Raw genomic sequence first — 21,748 nt, 5'->3', positions numbered from 1 at the left:
TATTTGGTTTGAAATGCGGCAAGGTGCTGCCGCGCCCTAACGGCTACGCCGTTCACGCGCCGCGCGCGCGTCCACCTTTCTCCGCCCACGTGCGGGTCCAGCGGATCTGCATCACCCGCAACAACACCAGCATGGCAGCGGCACACACCGCAATGCCCACAAAGCCCCACAGATAGGTGCCTGTGTACTGGCGTGAAAAGCCCATGCCGTTGGGGATGAGGCCGCCGCCCAGCGCGCCGATCTCACCAATCATCGAGCCCGCCACCGCCGTGGACAGCGGCCAGCGCAGCGGTACCAGCTGGAACAGCGCGCCGTTGCCCGCGCCCAGTGCGGCAAAACACACCAAAAACAGCAGCATCGTCACCGGCAGCGAGTTCTCGGCCAGGCCACACAGCACCATGCTCACGGCGGTAATGGCCAGCACACCCGTGAGCGTGTTGACGCCGCCCCAGTGGTCCGACAGCCAGCCGCCCATCACCCGCAGTGCCGCACCCAGAAAGGCCGCCAGCATCGTCAGCTGCCCCGCCTGCACCTTGCTCACGCCGAACTGGTCGTAGAAGTAGCTGGGCAAAAAGGCCGTCAGGCCGATGAAGCCGCCAAACGTCACGGCGTAGATCAGGCTGAACGCCCAGCCGTCTTTCTCGAACAGGCAGGCAATGTGCTCGCGGAACGTTGCGTGGGGAGCGAGGTCGGGTGGCTCCTTGCCATACACCGCCATCACCACGGCGGGCACAGCCACGCTCACGGCGGCAAAGCCATACACCGCCTGCCAGCCAAACTTCTGGGCCAGAGCGGGCGCCAGCAGTGCGGCTACCGCCGTGCCCACATTGCCTGCGCCCACGATGCCCATGGCCAGCCCCTTGAAGCGCGGTGGGAACGAGCCCGAGCCCAGCGACAGTGCCACGCCAAAACTGGCCCCCGCTACGCCCAGCAGAATGCCCAGCGCCAGCAGGTCGTTGAAGGTGTGCACGAACAGGTAGCCGTAGCCCATGGCCACAAAGATGCCCGCCATCTCGACCAGCGTGGCGCGCTTGCGCCCGATGTACTGCGCCAGGATGCCCAGCGGAAACCGCATCAGCGCGCCCGCAAAAATGGGGATGGACAGCATCATGCCCATCTGCGTGGGGGAGAGCTGGAAGCTCTCGCGGATGAACGGCGCCATCGCACCGTTGATGACCCACACCGCGCACGAAAAACCGAAGTACAGAAACGACGCCCACAGCGTGGGGGCGTGGCCGGATTTGAGGAACTCTCTGAAGTAATGCATGGCTGTGAGTGCAAAGGGCAGGGGGCTTGCCCCTTGGCCCGGCCAGAAAACAAAAAAGCGTCCACACGGACCGCGCGGGCTGACCAGCCCCAACGCACTCCATGAAGACGCCAACGTCCTGTTCGCCCAATCCGCCATTGCACCGGGCTGACACGCGGCCAGCGTTGGCCGCGCCTAGTGGCAAGCAATGGCTATGCCAGTGCCGGTATGGGGGAGGGATTGTGAGGAAATTGCCAGAAAGCGCTTGTGAGTTAAGCACTGCCAGCTATCAAAAATGAAGCGTATTTTCTGCCGGATGCTCACTTTGGTGCATTGCAGCGGAGTGCGACGCACAGTGTTGGTGTTGTGCACTGAGTTGGTGAGTTGGCGATAGAGGCGCTATTTATCTGTTTCAAATCCATTGCATTCGTCTTAGGATGTGTTCGGCTTTTCCACTGCCGTGTTGCCCGGTCAGGGAGCGACAAGGCGTCTACGAAATGGGGTTCCCATGCGCGTCAATCTGCCGGTCAGCCAGCACGAATATGCGTTTCCCAAGGGCCAGACTCTGGTGTCCACCACGGACCTCAAGGGCCGCATCCTGTACTGCAACCCGATGTTCATCGAGGTCAGCGGCTACGAAAAGGAAGAGTTGCTGGGCCAGCCTCACAACATCGTGCGACACCCCGACATGCCCGAGGAGGCCTACCGCGACATGTGGGAGACCATCGCCAAAGGCATCCCCTGGTCGGCCCCGGTCAAGAACCGGCGCAAGGACGGCACGTTTTACTGGGTGATGGCCAACGTCACCCCGCTCATGCAGGGCGACCAGCCCACGGGTTACATGTCGGTGCGCACCGAAGCCACGCGCGAACAGATCCAGGCGGCCGAGTCGCTGTACAAGCAGATGCAGGCCGAAAAGCAGGCGGGCACGCTGGTGCACCGGCTGTCGGCCGGGCAACTGGTCAAAGACACCCTGTGGGGACGTGTGGCCCGGGCTCTGGCGCTGGGGCCCATGGGCAAGATGATGGTGTGTACCTTGCTGCTGGTGGTGGCTTCGTGGTGCGCCGCCTTGCTGGGCGGGCACACGCTGTCGCTGGCGTCAGGGGCCGCGTGGCTGGGGGTGGTGGTGCTGGCGCTGGGCATGGCGGTCTACCTGCACCAGGTCACGGTGGCGCCGTTGTCGCAGATGCTGCTGTGGGCCAACCGCATGGCCGCGGGCGACCTTACCCAGAAGATATCGGCATCGCGCAGCGACACGGTGGGCCAGCTGCAAAAGGCGCTGGCGCAGCTCAACGTGAACCTGCTGTCCATCGTGCGTGACGCCCGGCAGGAGAGCGAGCACATGCAGGTCTCCACCCGCGAGATTGCCCAGGGCAACCAGGACCTGTCGTCGCGCACCGAGGCGCAGGCCAGCAACCTGCAGCAGACAGCCGCGTCGATGGAAGAAATCACTGGCACCGTCAAGCAAACCGCCGAATCCGCGCGCCAGGCCACGGTGTTGGCGACCCAGGCCACCCAGGTCACCGAGCGCAGCAGTGCCGCTGTGGATGGTGTGGCCAGCACCATGAAGCAGATCCAGGCCGCATCCGGCCGCATCAGCGAGATCACGCAGCTGATCGACTCCATTGCCTTCCAGACCAACATCCTTGCCCTCAACGCCGCAGTGGAGGCTGCGCGCGCCGGGGACCAGGGGCGGGGCTTTGCGGTGGTGGCCTCCGAGGTGCGCAGCCTGTCGCACCGCACGCTCTCGGCCGCCAAGGAGATCCGCCAGCTCATTGACGACTCGGCCACCAAGGTAACCGAGGGCCAGGAAAAAACCGACGCTGCGCAGAAAACCATGACCGAGTCGCTGGAGCTGGTGCGCCGGGTCAACACACTGATTGGCGAGATCCACAGCGCCTCGAATGAGCAGCTCAGCGGCATTTCGCAGGTCAACTCGGCCGTGGCGCAGCTCGATACCATCACGCAGCAAAACGCCGCGCTGGTGGAGGAGAACGCGGCCTCGGCCATGCAGCTCAATGGCCAGGCGCAGACCATGACCGAGACGGTGCAGGTGTTCCGTATCGACGCGTCGGCACCCACCCAGTCGCGCGATGCGGTGGCGCTTCGCAAGGAGATGAAGGCCTCGTCGAGCAGCCGGGCGCTGGCGGCGGCCTGAATTTCTGCGGAGCCGCGCCGCACGGTGCCTCAGTGCCTCCCTGCAACGGATGTCGCCAAGCCTCGGTCAGCGTGTTGCCGGGGGCGGGCGCGCAGGGCACCAGGAGGCATCAGGTGCTCTCGCGCACCGTTAGCTCGAACCCCAGATTCACCGAGTTGTGCTCGGGCACCTCGCCGCGCATCAGCGCCAGCAGCATGCGCGCGCTGGCCTCGCCCACTGCAGCGCGGGGTGTGCGCACCGTGGTCAGCGGCGGCAGCATCTGGTCGCTGCCTGCCAGGTCGTTGAAGCCCGCAATCGCCACCTGGCCGGGCACCGAAAGACCCAGGCGCTGCGCGGCCAGCAGGCCGCCCTGGGCGAGGTCGTCGTTGCAGAAGAACACGGCATCGACACCCGGGCGGGTGCGCAGCAGTTCTTCCAGCAGTTCCCCACCCAGCCGCATCGATGAGGGCTGCGGGCTCAGCAGCTCCAGCTTGGGGTCGTACAGGCCCGCTTCGCGCAGACAGCGGCGGTAGCCCTCTGCGCGCTGCATGGTGCGGGGGTCCAGTTGGGCGGCTACAAAAGCGATCTTTCGGTAGCCCCGCGCCAGCAGGTGGTCCGTCATGCTGTGGCCTGCATCCTGCTGCGAAAACCCCACGCAGAACACGCCGGGGGCCGAGGTCATCTCCATCAGGTGCACGCAGGGCACGCCGCTAGCGGCAATCAGGTGGCGCGCGGCCTCGGTGCGGTCAAAGCCGGTAACCAGCAGCCCGGCCGGACGGTGCGCGAGGTAGGTGCGCAGCAGTTGCTCTTCCTCTTGCGGGTCGTAGTGCGTCACGCCGATCAGCGCCTGGTAGCCCTGCGGGAACAGGGTGCGGTGCACGGCTTCCAGCACGTCCACAAACAGCGCGTTGGACAGCAGCGGCACCAGCACCGGCACCTGCACGCTGCGCTGTGATGCCAGTGCGCGGGCGGCGGGGTCGGGCACATAGCCCAGTTGCTCTGCCGCGGCCTTCACGCGCTGCACCAGTTCTTGCGCCACGCCACGTTCACCCCGCAAGGCGCGGGACGCGGTGATGGGGCTGACCTCGGCGGCCTTGGCCACGTCGCTCAGCGTGATGCGGCCGCTGGAACGGCGTTTGGCGTCGGGTTTTGTCTCGGGTTTGTTCAAGGGTTAACCCTCAAGGGGCTGGGGGTGGATCTGGTTAGGATAGCGCTGTCCAAACTCTTGGGCAAGGCAACGCCAGCCATTTTGGATCAAGTTGCTCAGATTGCCACAGTTTGTTCGGCATCCAGACCGGGTGCCTTTTTTATGGATTGTTTGGATAGCGCTACCAATATGAGTTTTCAAGCGTCACCGGCTTTTGTGGTCGTCATGGGCGTGGCGGGCTGCGGCAAGTCGAGCCTGGGTTCTGCCCTGGCACAGGCCGAGGGCCTGCCCCTGATCGAAGGGGACGACCACCACAGCCCCACGAGCCGCGAAAAGATGCGCCAGGGCATTGCACTGACCGATGCCGACCGTGAAGGATGGCTGACCACCTTGGGGCAACTGCTGCAAGCCCAGCCCCAGGGCGCGGTGCTGACCTGCTCGGCGCTCAAGAAGGTCTACCGGGACCGCTTGCGCCACGCCTGCCCCGGGCTGCGTTTCGTCTTTCTGGAGATCGACCGCGCGAGCGCAGGCCAACGCGTGGCTGCCCGTGCGGGCACCCATTTTTTCTCCAGTGCCTTGGTGGACAGTCAGTTCGCCACGCTGGAATCCCCTGTGGGCGAGGCGGGCGTGCTGCGCCTGGATGCATTGCTGGACCTGCCCACGCTGCAACAGCAAGCCTCCGCCTGGCTGGCCACGAAGGAGACCGCATGAGTTCCCCCGCACAACAAGCCGTGCCGCGGAGCCGCTTTGCGCGGATCTCCCAGGTGCTCATGGCCAGCTGCCTGGGCGTGATGGCCGTGGCCGTGTTCATCAACGTGGTGCTGCGCTACGGCTTTGGCAGTGGCGTGGCGGCCAGCGAAGAGCTGTCGCGCCTGCTGTTCGTCTGGATGGTGTTCATCGGTGCCGCAGCGGCCTACCCGGCAGGCGAGCACATGGCCTTCACCAGCCTGGCGGGCCTGCTGGCCCAACGCCCGGTGGCCTTTGGTGTGCTCACGGCCGTGATCCGGCTGCTGGTGATCGCCGCTTGCGCCATGCTGGCCTGGGGCGCCTGGCAGCAGGTGTTGGTGGGCATGGGCAGCCGCTCGGTGGTGATGGCCTACCCGGCGGCCTTGCTGCCGCTGCCAGCCTTTTTGTGTGCGGTGGCCATCGGAGCGATGGCGACCATTGAATTGATTCAACGCAAGCCCTTGGACCTGGGCCACGGCGCGGAGGTGGAGTGATGTTCGGACTGACGCCTGAAGCCTTGGCCTTTGTGGTCTTTTCGCTGGGCATGCTGGTGCTGATGGGCACCGGCATGAACATGGGCCTCGCCCTGGTGCTCACGGGCGCTGGCATGGCCTGGGTGCTGGACTTCTGGGACGCGCAGTTGCTCGCACAGAACCTGGTGGCCGGGGTGGACAGCTTTCCGCTCCTGGCCGTGCCCTTCTTCATCCTGGCGGGTGAGTTGATGAACTCCGGCGGCATCAGCCGCCGCATCATCGACATGGCGCAGGCCTGGGTGGGTCACATCCGGGGCGGGCTGGGCTATGTGGCCATCGGCGCAGCGGTGCTGATGGCGAGCATGAGCGGCTCGGCCTTGGCCGACACCGCCGCGCTGGCCACCATCCTGCTGCCCATGATGCGCCAGCAGGGCTACCCCATGAACACATCCGCCGGGCTGATTGCCTCGGGCGGCATCATCGCACCCATCATTCCGCCGTCCATGCCCTTTGTGATCTACGGTGTGACGACCAACACCTCGATCTCGGCGCTGTTTGTCTCCGGCATCGTGCCGGGGCTGATGATGGGCGTGGGCCTCATCTTTGCCTGGCGCTGGGTGCTGCGCGGCATGGACCTGCCCCAAGGCGAGCCCCTGCCCATCAAGAGCCGTCTGCGCGCCACCGTGCGCGCCTTCTGGGCCATGCTGATGCCGCTCATCATCATCGGCGGCATGAAGACGGGCGTGTTCACCCCCACGGAAGCCGCCGTGGTGGCCGCGTTCTACGCCCTGGTGGTGGCGCTGTTCGTGCACCGCGAGATGAAGCTGGCCGACATCTACGGCGTGCTGGTGCGCGCAGCCAAGACGACCTCCATCGTGATGTTTTTGTGTGCTGGCGCCCAGGTGGCCAGCTACATGATCACGCTGGCCGACCTGCCTAATGTGTTGACGAACTGGCTGGGCCCGCTGGTGGAGAACCCGCGCCTCTTGATGGCCGTGATGATGATCGTGCTGGTGCTCATCGGCACGGCGCTGGACCTCACGCCCACCATCCTGATCTTTGCGCCCGTGATGCTGCCCATCGCCGTCAAGGCGGGGATCGACCCGGTGTACTTCGGCCTGATGTTCGTGCTCAACGGCGCCATCGGCCTCATCACCCCGCCGGTGGGCACGGTGCTCAACGTGGTGGCCGGGGTGGGGCGCATCTCGATGCACAGCGTCATCAAGGGCGTGAACCCGTTTCTCATCACCTACGTGCTGATCCTGGCGCTGCTGGTCGTGTTCCCGCAGATCGTGACTGCGCCTGTCGTCTGGCTGCGCTAGCCGTTTGCCTGTTCCTCTTTCCCGTTTTTCTTGCCAATGGAGACAACCATGAAAACTTTCCGTCGCACCCTGCTCGCCGCTCTGTCGGTCGCTGCCATCACCTGCTCGTTCCAGGCCGCAGCGCAAGACTTCAAGCCGCGCATCATCCGTTTTGGCTATGGCCTGAACGAGGACTCCAACCAGGGCCGGGCCACCAAGCTGTTTGCCCAGGAAGTGGAAAAGGCCTCGGGCGGAAAGATGAAGATTCGCGCCATCGGTGCCGCCGCACTGGGTTCGGACGTACAGATGCAGCAGGCCCTGATCGGCGGTGCGCAGGAGATGATGGTGGGCTCCACCGCCACCCTGGTGGGCATTACCAAGGAAATGGCGATCTGGGACACGCCGTTCCTGTTCAACAACGCCAAGGAAGCCGATGTGGTGCTGGACGGCCCTGTGGGCCAAAAGGTGATGGACAAGCTGCAGGAAAAGGGATTGGTGGGCCTGGTGTACTGGGAGAACGGGTTCCGCAACCTCACGAACAGCAAGCGCCCGGTGAACAAGCTGGAAGACATGGACGGCATCAAGCTGCGCGTGATGCAGAACAACGTGTTCCTCGACAGCTTCAAGACCCTGGGCGCCAATGCGGTGCCGCTGCCGTTCTCCGAACTCTTCACCGCGCTGGAAACCAAGACGGTGGACGGCCAGGAGAACCCCTACAACACCATCCTGTCGAGCAAGTTCTATGAGGTGCAGAAGTACCTCACGGTGACGAACCACGTCTACAGCCCCTGGATCGTGCTGGTGAGCAAGAAGTACTGGGATGGCCTGTCGAAGGCCGAGCAGAAGGTGCTGCTCGACGCCGCCAAGAAGAGCCGCGACTTTGAACGCCAGGACACCCGTGCCGAGGCCGACAAGGCGCTGGCTGACCTCAAGGGCAAAGGCATGCAGGTCAATGATCTGCCCGCAGCTGAAGCCAACCGCATGCGCGACAAGCTCAGCGCCGTGAACGCCAGCATTGCCGCCAACGTGGGCGAAGCGCTGTGGAAGGACGTACAGGCAGCGGTGGCCCAGGCGCGCGCGGGCAAGTAAATCTTGGCTGAGACCCTCGGCGGCCGCCAAGCTGTCTAAGGCGGGCCTCGAGCTTCTCTTTCTAGCGAAGTACCATCAAAAAAGGCCGAGACCCCTGCAGGGGCCTCGGCCTTTTGGCATTTGCAACCTTCTACCTGCACCGTGGTGCAGGCCCGCGAATTACATGGAGCCGATTTCGCCGGACGAGATCTGGCCGGTGCGCAGGGCTTCAGCAGCCTGGGCACGCACGGCAGCGCGGTCAGCCGTGGACTTGTAGGTCACCACACGCGAACCAGCGGGTTCGATGGAGCGGGTCTGGGCCACGGTAGCAGCTTCGGCAGCCACTTCAGCGCGGGTGCGGTTGGTTTCGAACTTGGTGGCGAACTGCGAAGCATCGGCTTCGTCAGCCTGGGCACCAAAAGAAGCGAAAGCAGCAACAGCAGCAATAGAGAGGAAACGGGCAGTCTTGTTCATGATGAAACTCCTGTGAAATTCAAAAAATGGGGACGAGGTATCTGGAATACGCGGTGGGTGAAGCTGTGGATTCAAAAAATTGAATCAACCGCCTTCAGCAGGGCCCACGCGGCCAGTGCGCATGGCTTGTGCAGCAGCTTCAGCACGCACGGCAGCGCGGTCAGCCGTGGACTTGTAGGTCACCACGCGGGAGCCAGCGGGCTCTTGGCTGCGCATTTGCACAGCCGTAGCGGCTTCGGCGATCACTTCGGCGCGGGTGCGGCTGGTTTCGAATTGGGTGGCGAACTGCGAAGCGTCAGCTTCGTCGGCTTGGGCACCGAAAGAAGCGAAAGCAGCAACAGCGGCGATAGACAGGAAACGTGCGGTGTTGTTCATGATGGAAATCCTTGAAGTTAAAAAAGCGTCTCAAAAAACCGGGTGAAGATCAGAAACGACTCGCTTCGCACCGGGTTCGGTGAGTCGCCTTGCGGGTTCGGCTCATCGATGGGATGAACTGTACGCCGGTGCTGTTCAGAGAAAAACCACTGAGTCGCGAACTAACTGTTCCAGTATTGGAAACAATCTCCCGGGCCGTCTGCCGTGTCTGCCTGCCCTCGGAACCCTGGCGGTTTGCCATGGAATCCGCCGGGCGCTGGCAGGCAACAGATGCCGCAGAGGTGAACGTGGTCGGTGCGTTGAACATGGGCTCCATCGTGCCGGGGCAGGCCGGGGGCGTCGTCTCGCCGCGGTTTCGCTTCTTTTCAGTTTGTTTCGCGCAAGGCGGTATGCAACGGCGCAGAAACATCCATTGCATTCGCCGTGCAACAGATGATCAAAAAGCGCTGCACATGGGGCTTGCGTGGGTTGCGCGCACGGGCCTTATGGGCTGAAATCTCCCTGTGCCCGTTTCCGTTTTCACGAGGGAGGTTTCCATGACCGCAGTCGCCAAGATTCTTCAGTCCAAACCCGATGCCACCGTCCATACCATCAGCCCTGCTGCTTCCGTGCTGGACGCCCTCCAGCTCATGGCTGACAAGGGCATTGGCGCGCTCATCGTGACCGAGGGCGCGTCCATCGTCGGCATCTTCACCGAGCGGGACTACGCCCGAAAAATCGCCCTCATGGGGCGCACTTCAGCCGTCACCCAGGTCAAGGATGTGATGACGTCGGCCGTGATGTTTGTGCGCCCGGATCAGACCAGCGAGCAGTGCATGCAGCTCATGAGCAACAACCGCCTGCGCCACCTGCCCGTGGTGGATGGCGGCAAGCTGGTGGGCATGATTTCCATTGGCGACCTGGTCAAGGACATCATCTCCGAGCAGAAATTCATCATTGAGCAGTTGGAGAACTACATCACCGGGAGTCACTAGGAGCAACCCCCTGAGGCGCTGCGCGCCTTCCCCCTTCTCTCGAAGGTCTGCGCCATGCGGGAAGGGGGACGCACCCAGAGCGGCGGGGCAGCCCTTGCGCGGGTGCGCAGGTCTGGAGCTGCGCGCGTGCGGCGGCTCTGCCAAGCGGACACAGCGAATAAAGGCTCTGACCGATCTGGTCAGAGCCCTTTTGTTTTGGGCGGCCGGGTGCGCTGCTGACCGGCCGCTCAAGCGGCTTTTTCGACGTGCCCCTGGCGCGTGTACAGAAAGTCGATCACCGCCTTGCGGTATTGCACATACTGCGGGTCCTCGGCCAGCTCCACGCGCTTGCGGGGGCGGGGCAAGTCCACGGTCAGCACCTCGCCAATCGTGGCGGCCGGGCCGTTGGTCATCATCACGATCTTGTCGGACAGCAGCACGGCTTCGTCCACGTCGTGGGTCACCATCACCACGGTGCTTTGGGTGCGCGCCACGATCTCCAGCAACTCGTCCTGCAGCTTGGCGCGGGTCAGGGCGTCGAGCGCGCCGAAGGGCTCGTCCATCAGCAGCACCTGGGGCTCCATGCTCAGGGCCCGGGCGATGCCCACGCGCTGCTTCATGCCGCCCGAGATTTCACCGGGGCGTTTTTGCCCCGCGTGGGTCAGGCCCACCAGCGCCAGTGCGGCGTCGGTGCGGGCCTTGAGCTGGGCTTTGGTTTCCTTGGCGCCAAACACGCGCTCCACGGCCAGGTAGATGTTGTCAAAGCAGGTGAGCCAGGGCAGCAGCGAGTGGTTCTGGAACACCACCGCGCGCTCCGGCCCCGGGCCCTTGATTTCCTTGTTGGCGCACAGCAGCGCGCCATTGGTGGGCGTGGTCAGGCCCGCGATCAGGTTGAGCAGGGTGGACTTGCCGCAGCCCGAGTGGCCGATGAGCGCGACGAACTCGCCCTTGGCAATCGTCAGGTGAATGTCGCGCAGCGCCGGGAACAGGCCCTTGGCCGTCTTGAAGGTCTGCTCGACGCCGTGGATCTCGATGAACTTGGTGCTCATGGAAGGGTGGGTGGATGGAGCTGTCGTGTTCATGCTTTCACCTCTTCAAACGTAAATGCGGTGGCCAGCTTGATGAGTGCAAACTCCAGCAGCAGCCCGACGATGCCGATCACGAAGATTGCGATGATGATGTTCTTGACGTTGAGGTTGTTCCACTCGTCCCACACCCAGAAGCCGATGCCCACGCCGCCGGTCAGCATCTCGGCCGCCACGATCACCAGCCACGCGGTGCCCACGGCCAGGCGCACGCCGGTCAGCATGTAGGGCAGCACGGCGGGGAACAGGATCTTGGTGGCGATCTTCCATTCGCTCAGGTTGAGCACGCGGGCCACGTTCATGTAGTCCTGCGGTACGCGCTGCACACCCACGGCGGTGTTGATGATCATGGGCCAGATGGAGCAGATGAAGATGGTCCAGATGGCCGCCGGGTTGGCGCCTTTGAAGACCAGCAGACCAATCGGCAGCCACGCCAGGGGCGACACGGGGCGCAGCAGGCTGATGAGCGGATTGAACATGCGCGACAAGAAGTTGAAGCGTCCGATCACAAACCCCGCGGGAATGCCCACCAGCGCCGCCATGCCGAAGCCGATGGCCACGCGCTGCAGGCTCATCAGCACATTCCAGCCCACGCCCTGGTCGTTGGGGCCGTTGCGGTAGAAGGGGTTGCTGAACACTTCCAGCGCCTGTAGCCAGGTGTCCTTGGGGCTGGGGATGCTGCCGCCCGTGGTGGTGGAGACCACCGCCCACAGGCCGATGAGCAGGCCCAGGCCACACAGCGGCGGCAGCACGGCCAGCCAGAAGCTGCGCGAGAGAGCGGACCAGTCGCGGCCAGTGGCCACGCTGGTGGGCGCTGCGGGTGACTTGGGGGCAGATGTCGCAGCCTTTTGGCTTCTTGCGCTAGTGGATGTTGCGCTTGCAGCTACAGTATTCATAGCATTCTGTGCGGCCACGGGGGCTGCATCCAACGGGGAATGAAAGACGGCACTGACCATGGTGTTCTCCTGTGCAGGGCTGGCTGGCGGGGTGGTCGGGCGGGCGCTGGGGCAGGCTTGCCGTCAGGCCTTGATCTTGAAGCCGTCGGCGTACTTGGCGGGGTCCTTGCCGTCCCACACCACGCCGTCGATGAGCTTGCTGGTGCGCAGCACATCCTTGGGCACGCTGATCTTCATGGCGCTGGCCACCGACTTGTACAGATCGACCTGGTTGACTTCCTTGGCCACGGCGAGGTAGTCGGGGTGGCTCTTGAGCAGGCCCCAGCGCTTGTGCTGGGTGAGGAACCACATGCCGTCCGACAGGTAGGGGAAGTTCACCGCGCCGTCGTTGAAGAACTTCATGTGGTTGGGGTCGTCCCAGGTCTTGCCCAGGCCGTTCTGGTAGCGGCCCAGGATGCGCTGGTTGATGGCGTCCACGCCCGTGTTCACATACGCCTTGCCGGCCACGGTCTCGGCCATCTTCATCTTGTTGGACAGGCTGGCATCGATCCACTGGCTGGCTTCGAGCACGGCCATCATCACGGCGCGCGTGGTGTTGGGGTACTTTTTGACGAACTCGGCCGTGGTGCCCAGCACCTTTTCGGGGTGGTCCTTCCAGATGTCCTGCGTGGTGTTGGCCGTGATGCCGATGCCGTCCATGATGGCGCGGTGGTTCCAGGGCTCGCCCACGCAAAAGCCGTCCATGTTGCCCACGCGCATGTTGGCCACCATTTGGGGCGGCGGCACGGTGATGAGCTTGGCGCCCGACAGCGGGTTGATGCCCGCAGCCGCCAGCCAGTAGTGCATCCACATCGCGTGGGTGCCGGTGGGGAAGGTGCCCGCGAACGTGTATTCGCGCTTCTCGCTGGCCATGAGCTTGGCCAGGGATGGGCCGTCCACCGCACCCTTGTCGGCCAGGGCTTTGGAGAGGGTGATGGCCTGGCCGTTGTTGTTCAAGTTCATCAGCACGGCCATTTCCTTCTTGGGGCCAGCGGTGCCCAGGTGCACCCCATAGACCAGGCCGTAGAGCACGTGGGCAAAGTCAAGTTCGCCGTTGACCAGCTTGTCGCGCACGCCGGCCCAGCTGGCTTCCTTGTTGGGAACGATGGTCACACCGTATTTCTTGTCAAAGCCCAGCACCGAGGCCATGACCACGCTGGCGCAGTCGGTCAGCGGGATGAAGCCGATCTTGACTTCCTTCTTCTCGGGGGCGTCGGAGCCTGCTGCGTGGACAAGCGCGCGCAGCGCGGGGCTCACACCCACAGCGCCCACGGTGGCGGCCTGCAGCACGGTGCGGCGATTGAGGCTGGTTTTCAACAGATCGGTCATGGGGCATCCCTGGTGGCGTGAAAAACAAAAAAGGCGTCCTCACACCGCGCCTGGCTGGCTGCATCAAAGCAACGCCGGGAGCGGGTGGGGACGCCTTTGTCCGTGGTGGAGCCTGGAACGGGTCCGGGGCTCCTTGCCAGCACCGGCCCGCCGTTGGGTCAGTGCTGTCAGTGGTTAGACCTGCATTGGTCTTGCACTGTGCAATGCAAAGCGCGTGCCAGCGCCTGCTGCGCCATGTTGGAGCGTTGGTTGCTATTGAATGAATAGCTATCTGCGCTTGATCAATAAGCGCTACACGCCTGCGGGGCTTACAGCAGGGATGTTTTTGTTGCGATCAGTGTGGTTGCACTGCCTTTGTGCGGTGCACCATTTGGGAGGGCTGGGAGGGGCCGCTGAAATGGGGCGCTGCCCCGGCGAGGGATGCCAGGCAAGGGGCGCCCGCAGCGAGGGCATCGTCCCCCTTTCCGAATGACGCAGTCATACGGGGAGGGGGAAGCGGCGCAGCCGCTCAGGGGGTAGTTCTCTGGTTTTACCCCAGCAGATCCATCACATCCAGCATGCGCTGCGCCACATCCACCAGCTTCAGGCCCTTGTCCATGGCCGTCTTGCGCAGCTTTTCGTAGGCGGCCTGTTCGGTCAGGCCTTGGCGCTGCATCAGCAGGCCCTTGGCGCGGTCGATGGTCTTGCGGTCGCGAAGTTCGGTCCTGGCATCGGCCAGTTCGGCGCGCAAGGCCTGTTCGTGCTGGAAGCGCGCCATGGCCACGTCCAGGATGGGCCGGATGCGCTGGGGTGCCAGCCCTGCCACGATGTAGGCAGACACGCCCGCCGCCACCGCATCCTTGACGTGCGAGGTGTCCTCGTCGTTGGTAAACATCACGATGGGGCGGCGCTCGTCGCGCGTGGCCATCACCACATGCTCCAGCGCGTCGCGGGCTTCGCTTTCGGCGTCCACGATGATCAGGTCGGGCTGCAACTGGGCGATGCGCTCGCTCAGGAACACATCGGCGGGCAGCGTGGCCACCAGGTTGAAGTTGTTCTCCAGCAGCCCGATGCGCAGCGCCCGCGACCGCTCCGCCTGTTCCACGGCGTGTTCGTCGTCAGGGTCGGCGACTGCCAGATCCGGGGCCACCACCACGATGCGCAAAGCCTCATTCATACCGGCGAGGATAAGCAATTTTTACGCCACAAATTGGTGCGCCGGGGTGGTGCACACCCTCCGCGGGCCCTTGCAGCCTCCTTGCGCTCCGGGTTATCCCGGCCCCAGGCCCGCTGCGCCTCGCGGTACTGGCCCCCGTTGCAGGGCCTGAAAGTTGCTAATACTGACACCGTGGGAGGGCATACCCGGTAGCCCGCCCAGCAGGGCGTCGCATATACATCTGCACACACAGTCACACTGAAATGGAGTTTTTTGCATGAACAAGCACATCAACCGGCGCCGCTTCTCGGCCAGCATGGCCCTGACCGCAGTGGCGACTGCCGCACTCCTGACCGGATGCGGCAAGGTGCCGGACACCATCAAAATTGGTGTAGCGCAGCCCCTCTCTGGCCCGCTGGGCGCCCTGGGGCAGGATCTGCTCAACGGCGTGAAGCTGGCGGTGGATGAACTCAACAAGTCCGGCTACACCGTGGACGGCAAACGCGTGACGCTGGAGGTCGTGTCCGTGGACGACAAGGCAGACGCCACCACCGGCAAGGCTGTGGCGCTGCAGCTGGTGGATGCGGGCGTGGTCGCGGTGGTGGGCCACCTCAACTCGGGTGTGAGCATCGAGACGGCCCCCATCTACGCCGCCAAAGACATTCCACAGATCGCCATCTCCACCAACCCCAAGTTCACGCAGCTCGGGTTCCCGACCACGTTCCGCATGGTGGCCAACGACACTCTGCAGGCGCGCGCCATCGGCTCGTTTGCCGCCACGCAGCTGGGCGCCAACCGCTACGCCGCGCTGGACGACGGCACACCCTACGGCAAGGGCCTGGCCGACGGTGCTGCAGCGCAGCTCAAGGCCGAGAAAAAAGAAGTGGTGGTGCGCAAGTCGTTCGACGACAAGACCGTGGCCTTTGACGAACTGGCCGGTGAACTCAAGGCCGCCAACGTGGAGGTGATCGTCTCGACCCTCAACGACTTCCAGGCCCTGGCGCTGCTTGAATCGCTCAAGAAGGTAGACCACACCAAGGTCAGCCTGCTGGGTGGCGACACCATCAAGACCACCGACATGACCAAGGGCGCGGGCATCGTGCAGGGGCTCTACGCTACCTCGCCGGTGCTGGAAGCCAAGGAGTTCACCACCGGCAAGCCTTTCCTCGAAAAGTACATCGCCGCTTTCAAGAAGCCCCCGGCCTATGGCGGCCACTACAGCTATGACAGCACCTACGTGCTCTCGGCCGCCATCCAGAAAGCCAAGTCCGCCGACCCCAAGGAAATCACCAAGGCCCTTCATAGCATCAACGGCTATGCACCGGTGATCGGCACCATGACCTGGGACGACAAGGGTGAGCAGCGCTACGGCGCCGTGGGGGTGTACGAACTGCGCAGCGGCAACTGGGAACTGCGCATGCGGTCGGACCGCTGGTAATCAGCCCTGCAAGAACGGATCAGCCCCGGGTTTTACACTCGGGGCATGAGTTTGCTGATCCTGGGTATTGAATCTTCGTGCGACGAAACCGGCGTGGCATTGGTCCGTTCCACGGGCGATGCCGTGCCCACCCTGCTGTCGCACGCGCTGCACAGCCAGATCGAGATGCACCAGGCCTATGGTGGCGTGGTGCCAGAGCTGGCCAGCCGCGACCACATTCGCCGTGTGCTGCCGCTGGCCAAAGAGGTGCTGGCCGAGTCCGGGCAGACGCTGGCCGATGTGGATGTGGTGGCCTACACACGCGGCCCGGGTCTGGCCGGCGCGCTGCTGGTGGGGGCGGGCGTAGCCTGCGCCCTGGGTGCGGCGCTCAACAAGCCGGTGCTGGGTGTGCACCATCTCGAGGGGCATTTGCTGTCGCCCTTCCTCAGTGCCGACCCACCGGAATTTCCTTTTGTGGCTTTGCTCGTTTCGGGCGGCCACACCCAGCTGATGCGTGTGGACGGCGTGGGCCGCTATGAGATCCTGGGCGAGACCATTGACGATGCGGCGGGCGAGGCGTTTGACAAATCCGCCAAGCTCATGGGGTTGGGCTATCCGGGTGGTCCGGCGCTGTCCCGGCTGGCGGAGCAAGGCAGTGCCACGGCCTTCAAGCTGCCACGGCCTTTGTTGCACAGCGGTGATCTGGATTTTTCGTTTGCCGGGCTCAAGACGGCCGTGCTCACACAGGCCAAGAAGCTGGGCGATGAATTCGAGGCACGCAAGGCCGACCTGGCCGCGAGCACCGAGGCCGCGATTGTCGAAGTGCTGGTGAAGAAAACCCTGGCCGCCCTCAAGCAGACCGGCCTGAAGCGTGTGGTGGTCGCCGGTGGCGTGGGCGCCAACCGGCACCTGCGCGCCCAGCTCAACGCCGCCTGCGCCGCAGCCAAGGTGCGCGTGCACTACCCCGAGCTGCACCTGTGCACCGACAACGGCGCCATGATTGCCATGGCTGCTGCGATGCGCCTACAGGCCGGGCAGCAGCAGGCCAATACCGACTACGCGTTTGACGTGAAGCCTCGCTGGCCGCTGGATGCGATCACAGTTTGAAATTTGAGTGAAAATGACCGCTAGCGCTTGTCCACAAAGCGCTAGCAGCTATCTTTTTTAAACTTCAGAAAGGGTAGTGGCGGGGAGTGGTCTGCACTGTGATCCAGCGCAGTTCGGTGAACTCGCGCACCCCCGCCATGCCGCCAAAGCGGCCGTAGCCCGAACTCTTCACGCCGCCAAAGGGCATCTGGCCTTCGTCGTGCACCGTGGGGCCGTTGACGTGGCAGATGCCCGATTCGATGCGCGCGGCCACGTTCCAGGCCTTGGCGACGTCGCGGCTGAACACGGCGGACGACAGGCCGAACTCGTTGTCGTTGGCGCAGGCAATGGCTTCTTCCACACCGTTCACACGCACCACGGGCTTGACGGGGCCGAACGACTCTTCGCGGTAGATTTCCATCTCGGCCGTCACGTGGTCCAGCACGGTGGCCTGCATGAGTGTGCTGTCGCTCTTGCCGCCGCAGACCAGCTTGGCGCCCTTGGCCAGTGCGTCGTCGATGAGGGCGTTGCAGCGGTGCACTGTGGCCATGTCTACCACCGAGCCCAGCACCACCGGGCCCTTGCGCGGGTCGCCCAGTGGCAGGGCCTTGGCACGCTCGCCCAGCTTGGTCACAAACTCGTCGGCCACGGCGTTGTCCACGATGATGCGTTCGGTGGACATGCAGATCTGGCCCGAGTTTGCGAACGCGCCAAACACGGTGCCCGCCACGGCGGCGTCGATGTCCGCATCGTCCAGCACCAGCAGCGGGGCCTTGCCGCCCAGCTCCAGCACCACGGGCTTGAGGTACTTGGCGCAGGTCTGAGCAATGATGCGGCCCACCTTGGTGGAGCCTGTGAAGTTGATGCGGCGCACGGCCGGGTGGGCCACGATGGCCTCGACCACGGCACCGGCGTCGGCCGGGGCGTTGGTCACAAAGTTCACCACACCGGGGGGCAAGCCCGCCTCCTGCAGCGCCTCGATGATGAGGCCGTGCGTGGCCGGGCACAGCTCCGAGCCTTTCAGGATCACCGTGTTGCCGCAGGCCAGTGGCGTGGCGATGGCACGCACACCGAGGATGACCGGAGCGTTCCACGGCGCAATGCCCAGCACCACACCTGCGGCCTGGCGCACGCCCATGGCGAGGCTGCCGGGCACGTCGGATGGGATCACCTCGCCTGCAATCTGTGTGGTGAGCGCGGCGGCTTCTTGCAGCAGGCCGGCGGCCAGATGCACGTTAAAGCCCGCCCACATGCCGGAGGCCCCGGTCTCCGCCGCCATGGCCACGGCAAAGTCGGCCGTGCGGGCCTCCAGCGCGTGTGCGGCCTTGAGTAGCAAAGCGCGGCGGGCGTTGGGGCCCAGGGCGGACCAGGCCGGGAAGGCCTTGGCGGCTGCCTCGGCAGCGGCCTTGGCATCGGCCACGCTGGCGGCGGGGGCAGTGGTGGCGACCGATCCATCGAGCGGGTTGCGGCGCTCAAACGTGGCGCCGCCGGTGGCTTGCACGCGCTCGCCGTTGATCAGCATGGAAATGGCAGTCATGGATGAAAGCTCCTGAAAAAGAACAAATGAAAAATGGGGGAGGAAGAGGTTTTCAGGCAACGCCCAGGTAGGCCTGGCGCACCACGTCGGACTGCAGCAGGTCAGCGGCCGCGCCAGACGCCACGATGCGCCCGCGCTCCAGCACGTAGCCGCGCTGTGCAATCTGCAGCGCCTTGCGCACGTTCTGCTCCACCATCAGCACCGTCACGCCCTGCGCGGCAATGCGCTGCACGATGGCCAGCAGCTCATCGACCATGCGCGGCGCCAGGCCCAGCGAGGGCTCGTCCAGCATCAACAGGCGCGGGCCGCTCATCATGGCGCGGGCCACGGCCACCATCTGCTGCTCGCCGCCGCTCATGGTGCCGGCGAGCTGCGTGGCGCGCTCCTTGAGGCGCGGGAAGTCTTCGAACGCCTGGTGCAACCGCTCGGCCCGCACCCGTGAGGGCACCAGCCAGCCGCCCAGCTCCAGGTTCTCGGTCACCGTCATTTGCGGGAAGAGCTGGCGGCCCTCGGCCACCAAGGCCAGCCCGCGCTGCACACAGGCGGTGGCGTTCATGGCGGGCAGGTCGCTGCCGTCCAGCGCCACGGTGCCCGTGCGCGGCAGCAGCCCGGCCAGCGCCTTGAGCAGCGTGGTCTTGCCCGCGCCGTTGGGGCCGACGATGACGGTGATGCCGGGCGTGGCCTGCAGCGACAGGTCTTGCAGCACCTGAAAGCCGTGGTAGCCCGTGGTCAGGTTTTGCACGGAGAGGTGTGCGCCGCTCATGCCGTGGCTCCTTGTGCAGTGTCACTGGTCATTTCGTCACCCAAATAGGCCTCGATCACGTGCGGGTCACGCACCACCTCGGCGGGCGTACCGTCGGCAATCTTGCGGCCCTGGTGCAGCACCAGCACGCGCTCCACGTACTTGAGCAGCGTGGTCACCGCATGCTCGATCCACACCACCGTCAGGCCCCAGTCATCGCGCAGGCGGCGGATGCGCTGGGCCATGGCATCGACCTCGGCTTCGGTCAGGCCCGCAGCCACCTCGTCAAGCAACAACAGGCGTGGGCGTGTGCCCAGGGCCATGCCGATCTCCAGCAGGCGTTGCTGTGACGGCGTCACGTCGGCGGCGGGGCGGTCGGCCAGGTGCGCCAGGCCCAGCATGGCGAGGATTTCCTCCTCGCTGCGCAGGCCCTCGGGCCCTTGGCGGTGGCGGCCCGCGAACTGCATGCCAAAGCGCACGTTGTCGCGTACCGTCATGTCGGGGAACACGCGCGGCGTCTGGAAGGTGCGGGCAATGCCGTGGGCGGCATAGTGGTGCGGGCCCTTGCCGGTGAGGTTGTCGGCACCGCAGTGCAGCGTGCCTGATGTGGGCGGCTGCACGCCCGAGATGGCGTTGAAGAATGTGGTCTTGCCCGCACCGTTGGGGCCGATGATGCCGATCAGTTCGCCCGTGTGCAGCGTGGCGCTCACGCCATCCACGGCAGTCAGGCCGCCAAAGCGCACGGTCACGGTGTCAATGGTCAAAAGTGCTTCAGCCATGGTGCGCCTCCGCAGCAGGCTTGCGCCGTTGCCACAGCGTGGCCAGGCCATTGGGCAAGTACATCACGCACAGAATCAGCAGCAGGCCCAACACCATCATGTAGCCGTAAGGCAGCTGCAGGCGCAGGGTTTCGGCCAGCAGGCTGAACACGATGGCCGCCAGGATGGGGCCGCCAATGCTGGTCGCGCCGCCAATCAACGCGATCAGCACCGTCTGGAAGCCGATAAAGGGGCTGAACACGGCTGCGGGCTCGATGTAGGTCCAGCGCACGGCCATGGCCGCGCCCACGGCGCCTGCAAAGGCGGCGGTGATGCCAAAGCCTGCGATCTTGGCCAGGCGCGTGTCCACGCCCAGCGTCTGGGCGCGCTGCTCGTCGGCGCCGATGCCCGACAGCGCCAGGCCAAAGCGGCTGCGCTGGATGGCAATGGCGGTGGCAATGGCCGCCGCCGCGATCAGCAGCACCGTGAGGTAAACCGTCTCGTTGCTGGGCACCACCGTGAGCACGCGGCCCACGGTGCCAGAGACCTGCTTTTCGACAAAGGTGACGGCATGGCGGATCAACTCCGTCATGCCGAAGGTGAGCACTGCAAAGTAGGTGCCGCGCAGGTGCAGCACGGCGGCGCCCATCACAACCGCCACGATGGAGGCAATCAACGCACCGGACACGATCACCAGCGGCCACGGCAGTACGGTCAGCAGCGTGGCACTGGTGTACGCACCAATGCCGAAGAAGGCCGACGTGGCCAGCGACAGGTAGCGGGTGGCGCCGCAGAACAGCGACCAGCTGGTGGCCAGCGCGATGTACATCAGGCAGCTGAGCAGCACCGAGGTGGCGAACTCGGACACCAGCCAGGGCAGGGTGGCGACCACCGCCACCCCCGCTGCCAAGGCCAGCCAAGGCTTGTTGGAATGAAGGGAAGTCATTTTTTGGAGAACAGTCCGTTGGGGCGCCAGATCAGCACGCCGATGAACACTGCGTAGCTCAGCAGCATCTTGAGAGACGGGCTGCTGAAGTGCATGCCCAGCGCCTCGACCACGCCGAGCAGCAGGCCACCGGCCAGACTGCCCGCCAGGCTGCCAAAGCCGCCCAGCGTGATCACGATCAGCGCCGTCACGGTGTAGGGCTCACCCATTGACGGAGAAATCTCATACGTCATCGACAGCAGCGCTCCCGCCACGCCCGACAGGCCCAGGCCGATGCCAAACATCATGGGATGCAGTCGCCGCGTGTTGATGCCCACCAACTGCGCGCCCGTGGGCGACTGCATCAGCGCCCTCACCGCCTTGCCCAGCAGCGTGAGCTTGAGCAGCGCGATCAGCGCGGCCGACAGCGCCAGTGCCACGCCAAACAGCACCAGCTTGTTTTCAGTGAAGCGCATGCCTGCAATCTGCACCGGGTCGGCCAGGTATTCATAGCCACGCAGGTCACCGCCCCAGATCAGCAGGGCAGTGTTCTGCACCAGGAACATGAGGCCAAAGCCCACCATCAGGCTGCGCGCCTCGAACACGTCCACATTGGGCGCGCGCGCTGCCAGGCGCTTGAAGCACAGCGCGTGCACCACCACCCCCAAAACAAACAATGCGATGAAAGCCAGCGGCATCAGCAGCAATGGCGAGATGCCCCACAGGGTGTGCGCCGACCAGGTGAGGAAGGCGCCCAGCATCAGGAACTCGCCGTGCGAGATGTTCATGATGCGCATCAGCCCGTACTGCAGGTTAAGGCCCATGGCCACCAGCGCATAGATGCCACCGGTAATGAGGCCACTGGCGACCAGTTCGGCCCAGGAAGTCAGAGACACTTT

General features: G+C 64.7%; 22 protein-coding genes. 9 read left to right on the top strand and 13 right to left on the bottom strand.

Annotated elements, in window-relative coordinates; translation table 11 throughout:
- Positions 1–52: 52 nt before the first annotated feature.
- Positions 53–1,267, bottom strand: a complete 1,215-nt coding sequence (locus tag C8C95_RS03210) for an MFS transporter (protein WP_116747622.1) — start codon at positions 1,265–1,267, stop codon at positions 53–55.
- Between the two features lie 487 nt (positions 1,268–1,754).
- On the opposite strand from C8C95_RS03210, the gene C8C95_RS03205 reads away from it, so the two are divergent.
- Positions 1,755–3,404: a methyl-accepting chemotaxis protein gene (locus C8C95_RS03205; RefSeq protein WP_116747621.1), complete on the top strand. Its 1,650-nt coding sequence runs from the start codon at positions 1,755–1,757 to the stop codon at positions 3,402–3,404.
- A gap of 109 nt (positions 3,405–3,513) precedes the next feature.
- Here the strand turns inward: C8C95_RS03205 and C8C95_RS03200 are convergent, their stop codons facing one another.
- Positions 3,514–4,551: a LacI family DNA-binding transcriptional regulator gene (locus tag C8C95_RS03200; RefSeq protein WP_116747620.1), complete on the bottom strand. Its 1,038-nt coding sequence runs from the start codon at positions 4,549–4,551 to the stop codon at positions 3,514–3,516.
- A 168-nt stretch (positions 4,552–4,719) separates the two neighbouring features.
- Between C8C95_RS03200 and C8C95_RS03195 the strand changes: the two genes are divergently transcribed.
- The 4 genes from C8C95_RS03195 to C8C95_RS03180 are packed head-to-tail and all read left to right on the top strand — an operon-like array spanning position 4,720 to position 8,119.
- Complete coding sequence (locus C8C95_RS03195) at positions 4,720–5,241, top strand: gluconokinase (RefSeq protein WP_243415617.1); 522 nt, start codon at positions 4,720–4,722, stop codon at positions 5,239–5,241.
- Positions 5,238–5,750 carry a TRAP transporter small permease subunit gene (locus tag C8C95_RS03190; RefSeq protein WP_116747618.1) on the top strand — a complete coding sequence of 171 codons (513 nt, stop codon included), beginning with the start codon at positions 5,238–5,240 and terminating at the stop codon, positions 5,748–5,750. Before C8C95_RS03195 ends, C8C95_RS03190 begins: the two co-directional genes overlap by 4 nt.
- A complete protein-coding gene (locus C8C95_RS03185; RefSeq protein WP_116747617.1) occupies positions 5,750–7,051 on the top strand; it encodes a TRAP transporter large permease subunit in 1,302 nt (433 codons plus the stop codon). Before C8C95_RS03190 ends, C8C95_RS03185 begins: the two co-directional genes overlap by 1 nt.
- A gap of 48 nt (positions 7,052–7,099) precedes the next feature.
- The gene (locus C8C95_RS03180; protein ID WP_056058306.1) at positions 7,100–8,119 is read left to right on the top strand and encodes a TRAP transporter substrate-binding protein; all 1,020 of its coding nucleotides are present in this window, start codon (positions 7,100–7,102) and stop codon (positions 8,117–8,119) included.
- Positions 8,120–8,278: 159 nt separating this feature from the next.
- Here C8C95_RS03180 and C8C95_RS03175 read toward each other — a convergent pair whose 3' ends face one another.
- Both C8C95_RS03175 and C8C95_RS03170 read right to left on the bottom strand, forming a co-directional pair.
- Positions 8,279–8,572 (bottom strand): hypothetical protein, encoded by a 294-nt coding sequence (locus C8C95_RS03175; RefSeq protein ID WP_056058309.1) that lies wholly within the window; start codon positions 8,570–8,572, stop codon positions 8,279–8,281.
- 84 nt (positions 8,573–8,656) lie between these two features.
- Complete coding sequence (locus C8C95_RS03170) at positions 8,657–8,947, bottom strand: DUF4148 domain-containing protein (protein WP_056058312.1); 291 nt, start codon at positions 8,945–8,947, stop codon at positions 8,657–8,659.
- Between the two features lie 239 nt (positions 8,948–9,186).
- Between C8C95_RS03170 and C8C95_RS23470 the strand changes: the two genes are divergently transcribed.
- Positions 9,187–9,441: a hypothetical protein gene (locus C8C95_RS23470; protein ID WP_133246205.1), complete on the top strand. Its 255-nt coding sequence runs from the start codon at positions 9,187–9,189 to the stop codon at positions 9,439–9,441.
- Between the two features lie 42 nt (positions 9,442–9,483).
- Positions 9,484–9,921 (top strand): CBS domain-containing protein, encoded by a 438-nt coding sequence (locus tag C8C95_RS03165; RefSeq protein WP_015015148.1) that lies wholly within the window; start codon positions 9,484–9,486, stop codon positions 9,919–9,921.
- Positions 9,922–10,148: 227 nt separating this feature from the next.
- Here C8C95_RS03165 and C8C95_RS03155 read toward each other — a convergent pair whose 3' ends face one another.
- From C8C95_RS03155 to C8C95_RS03140, 4 genes are all read right to left on the bottom strand, one after another.
- Positions 10,149–10,982, bottom strand: coding sequence for an ABC transporter ATP-binding protein (locus tag C8C95_RS03155; RefSeq protein WP_116747616.1), 834 nt, complete (start codon positions 10,980–10,982; stop codon positions 10,149–10,151).
- Entirely contained in the window at positions 10,979–11,941 is a 963-nt protein-coding gene (gene ntrB, locus C8C95_RS03150) for a nitrate ABC transporter permease (protein ID WP_116747615.1), read from the bottom strand. Before ntrB ends, C8C95_RS03155 begins: the two co-directional genes overlap by 4 nt.
- 63 nt (positions 11,942–12,004) lie before the next feature.
- On the bottom strand, positions 12,005–13,249 hold the full coding sequence (locus C8C95_RS03145) for a CmpA/NrtA family ABC transporter substrate-binding protein (protein ID WP_116747614.1): 1,245 nt from the start codon (positions 13,247–13,249) through the stop codon (positions 12,005–12,007).
- 529 nt (positions 13,250–13,778) lie between these two features.
- Positions 13,779–14,405, bottom strand: coding sequence for an ANTAR domain-containing protein (locus C8C95_RS03140; protein WP_116747613.1), 627 nt, complete (start codon positions 14,403–14,405; stop codon positions 13,779–13,781).
- A gap of 256 nt (positions 14,406–14,661) precedes the next feature.
- Here C8C95_RS03140 and C8C95_RS03135 point away from each other — a divergent pair, with 256 nt between their 5' ends.
- Together C8C95_RS03135 and tsaD are read left to right on the top strand one after the other, a co-directional pair.
- Positions 14,662–15,822, top strand: coding sequence for a branched-chain amino acid ABC transporter substrate-binding protein (locus C8C95_RS03135; protein WP_116747612.1), 1,161 nt, complete (start codon positions 14,662–14,664; stop codon positions 15,820–15,822).
- Between the two features lie 45 nt (positions 15,823–15,867).
- Positions 15,868–16,908, top strand: a complete 1,041-nt coding sequence (gene tsaD, locus C8C95_RS03130) for a tRNA (adenosine(37)-N6)-threonylcarbamoyltransferase complex transferase subunit TsaD (protein ID WP_116747611.1) — start codon at positions 15,868–15,870, stop codon at positions 16,906–16,908.
- A 64-nt stretch (positions 16,909–16,972) separates the two neighbouring features.
- Here the strand turns inward: tsaD and C8C95_RS03125 are convergent, their stop codons facing one another.
- Genes C8C95_RS03125 through C8C95_RS03105 form a run of 5 tightly spaced genes read right to left on the bottom strand, consistent with a single transcriptional unit; the run spans position 16,973 to position 21,745 of the window.
- Complete coding sequence (locus C8C95_RS03125; protein WP_116747610.1) at positions 16,973–18,424, bottom strand: aldehyde dehydrogenase; 1,452 nt, start codon at positions 18,422–18,424, stop codon at positions 16,973–16,975.
- A 52-nt stretch (positions 18,425–18,476) separates the two neighbouring features.
- Entirely contained in the window at positions 18,477–19,187 is a 711-nt protein-coding gene (locus tag C8C95_RS03120; protein WP_116747609.1) for an ABC transporter ATP-binding protein, read from the bottom strand.
- The gene (locus tag C8C95_RS03115) at positions 19,184–19,945 is read right to left on the bottom strand and encodes an ABC transporter ATP-binding protein (RefSeq protein ID WP_116747608.1); all 762 of its coding nucleotides are present in this window, start codon (positions 19,943–19,945) and stop codon (positions 19,184–19,186) included. The genes C8C95_RS03120 and C8C95_RS03115 overlap by 4 nt, the downstream gene beginning before the upstream one ends.
- On the bottom strand, positions 19,938–20,870 hold the full coding sequence (locus C8C95_RS03110; protein WP_116747607.1) for a branched-chain amino acid ABC transporter permease: 933 nt from the start codon (positions 20,868–20,870) through the stop codon (positions 19,938–19,940). Before C8C95_RS03110 ends, C8C95_RS03115 begins: the two co-directional genes overlap by 8 nt.
- On the bottom strand, positions 20,867–21,745 hold the full coding sequence (locus C8C95_RS03105; RefSeq protein ID WP_099730813.1) for a branched-chain amino acid ABC transporter permease: 879 nt from the start codon (positions 21,743–21,745) through the stop codon (positions 20,867–20,869). The genes C8C95_RS03110 and C8C95_RS03105 overlap by 4 nt, the downstream gene beginning before the upstream one ends.
- Positions 21,746–21,748: the final 3 nt, after the last annotated feature.

It is taken from the genome of Acidovorax sp. 99 (genome assembly GCF_003096455.1).
In the GTDB taxonomy this organism is placed as follows: Bacteria; Pseudomonadota; Gammaproteobacteria; order Burkholderiales; family Burkholderiaceae_C; genus Acidovorax; species Acidovorax delafieldii.
This window is presented reverse-complemented; position numbering and strand designations above follow the sequence as displayed.